The 1492-nt window shown below is 40.1% G+C and carries 2 protein-coding genes; both read left to right on the forward strand.

The window, feature by feature from the left end; all coding sequences use genetic code 11:
- The coding region (locus JWG41_RS13895) for a transglutaminase family protein (RefSeq protein ID WP_205270531.1) at positions 1–316 on the forward strand (316 nt) is incomplete at its 5' end.
- On the forward strand, positions 317–1492 hold a 1176-nt coding region (locus JWG41_RS13900; RefSeq protein WP_205270532.1), incomplete at its 3' end, for a circularly permuted type 2 ATP-grasp protein.

The following is a 1492-nucleotide window of genomic DNA, read 5'->3' on the forward strand; positions in this document are numbered from 1 at the left end:
TGTGGCTGGAGTGCGATTCAAAGCCTGGACCCCTGTTTTTACTTTACATCCACATCTACCTGCACAACAATCTTTGGTATTCGATGTTTACGACACTTGGAATCATAGAGCACTTGGCGGATGTACTTACCATGTATCCCATCCAGGAGGATTGTCTTATCAAACCATTCCTATCAATGGGTATGAAGCTGAATCTAGACGGATTTCGCGTTTTTGGACCCATGGCCATAAGGTTGGAAAGAGTTTACCACCGGTCCGATTGGAAAATAAAGCCTTCCCATCAACATTGGATCTTAGGATGGTAACATTCAAATAGATGATGACCCAAGATCCTTATCATTTAATCGGTAATTACAAAACGATTCCAGGGGTTTATGATGAACTCTATGATGCGGATGGTCAAATTCGAAACAAATATAAGTTCTTAGTCAAATCCTTCCAAGAACTTGGACCTGCAGAGCTTGTGAATCGAAGACGTGATACGGATCGAATTCTTAGAGAGAATGGAGTCACATACAACTTATACCAAACGGACTCACCAGAAGCAAAGGAAAGACCATGGGATTTAGATTTATTTCCTTTGGTTATGGAAAGTGAAGAATGGCGTCTGTTAGAAAGAGGTCTCAACCAACGAGCAGATTTATTAGATGCACTTGTCAGAGATGTTTATTCCAAAAGACGACTGTTACACGAAAAAAAAATTCCTCCAGAAATACTTTTTAACGAAACATCTTTCCTTCGCGCTTGTGATGGTATGTATGACTCCAATCACTTTCTTGCAAGGAATCCCGCTCTTTTATTTTTTGTTTGTGATTTGATTCGAGCTGCCGATGGAAATTTTTATGTTTTAAATGATCGAGTCCAAGCCCCATCAGGTTCTGGTTATTCACTCGAAAATCGAATTGTACTCTCTCGAATTTTTCCAAGTATGTACCGCGATGCAATGGTTCATCGTGTTGCTGTTTATTTTAGATCCCTTCGGAAATCTTTAACTCAACTTGCGGGTGTTAGTGGTCGAGAACCTGTGATTGTATTATTAACTCCCGGCCCATCCAACGAAACTTATTTTGAACATGCCTACCTTGCTGGTTATCTTGGTTATACCCTTGTGCAAGGGGAAGATTTAACCGTTAGAAAAAACAAAGTTTATATGAAAACCGTGGAAGGTTTACAACAGATCGATTTGATTTTACGCAGGGTGGATGATGATTTTATGGATCCACTCGAACTTAGAGGAGATTCACTCTTAGGTGTTCCCGGGCTTTTGGAATCGGTTAGATCTGGGAATGTAAAAATTGCCAATCCAATCGGAACTGGGTTTTTAGAAAACCGTGCTCTTTTACCGTTCTATTCCGATCTATGCCGTTTTTATTTAGGTGAAGATTTAATCCTCCCTATGGCACCAACCTATTGGATGGGAACACCACAGCATTTCCAATTGGTTTTACAAAATCCCGAGAAGTATGTTTTTAAAACTGTGTCTCGAACCGAT

Source organism: Leptospira chreensis (genome assembly GCF_016919165.1).
In the GTDB taxonomy this organism is placed as follows: domain Bacteria; phylum Spirochaetota; class Leptospiria; order Leptospirales; family Leptospiraceae; genus Leptospira_A; species Leptospira_A chreensis.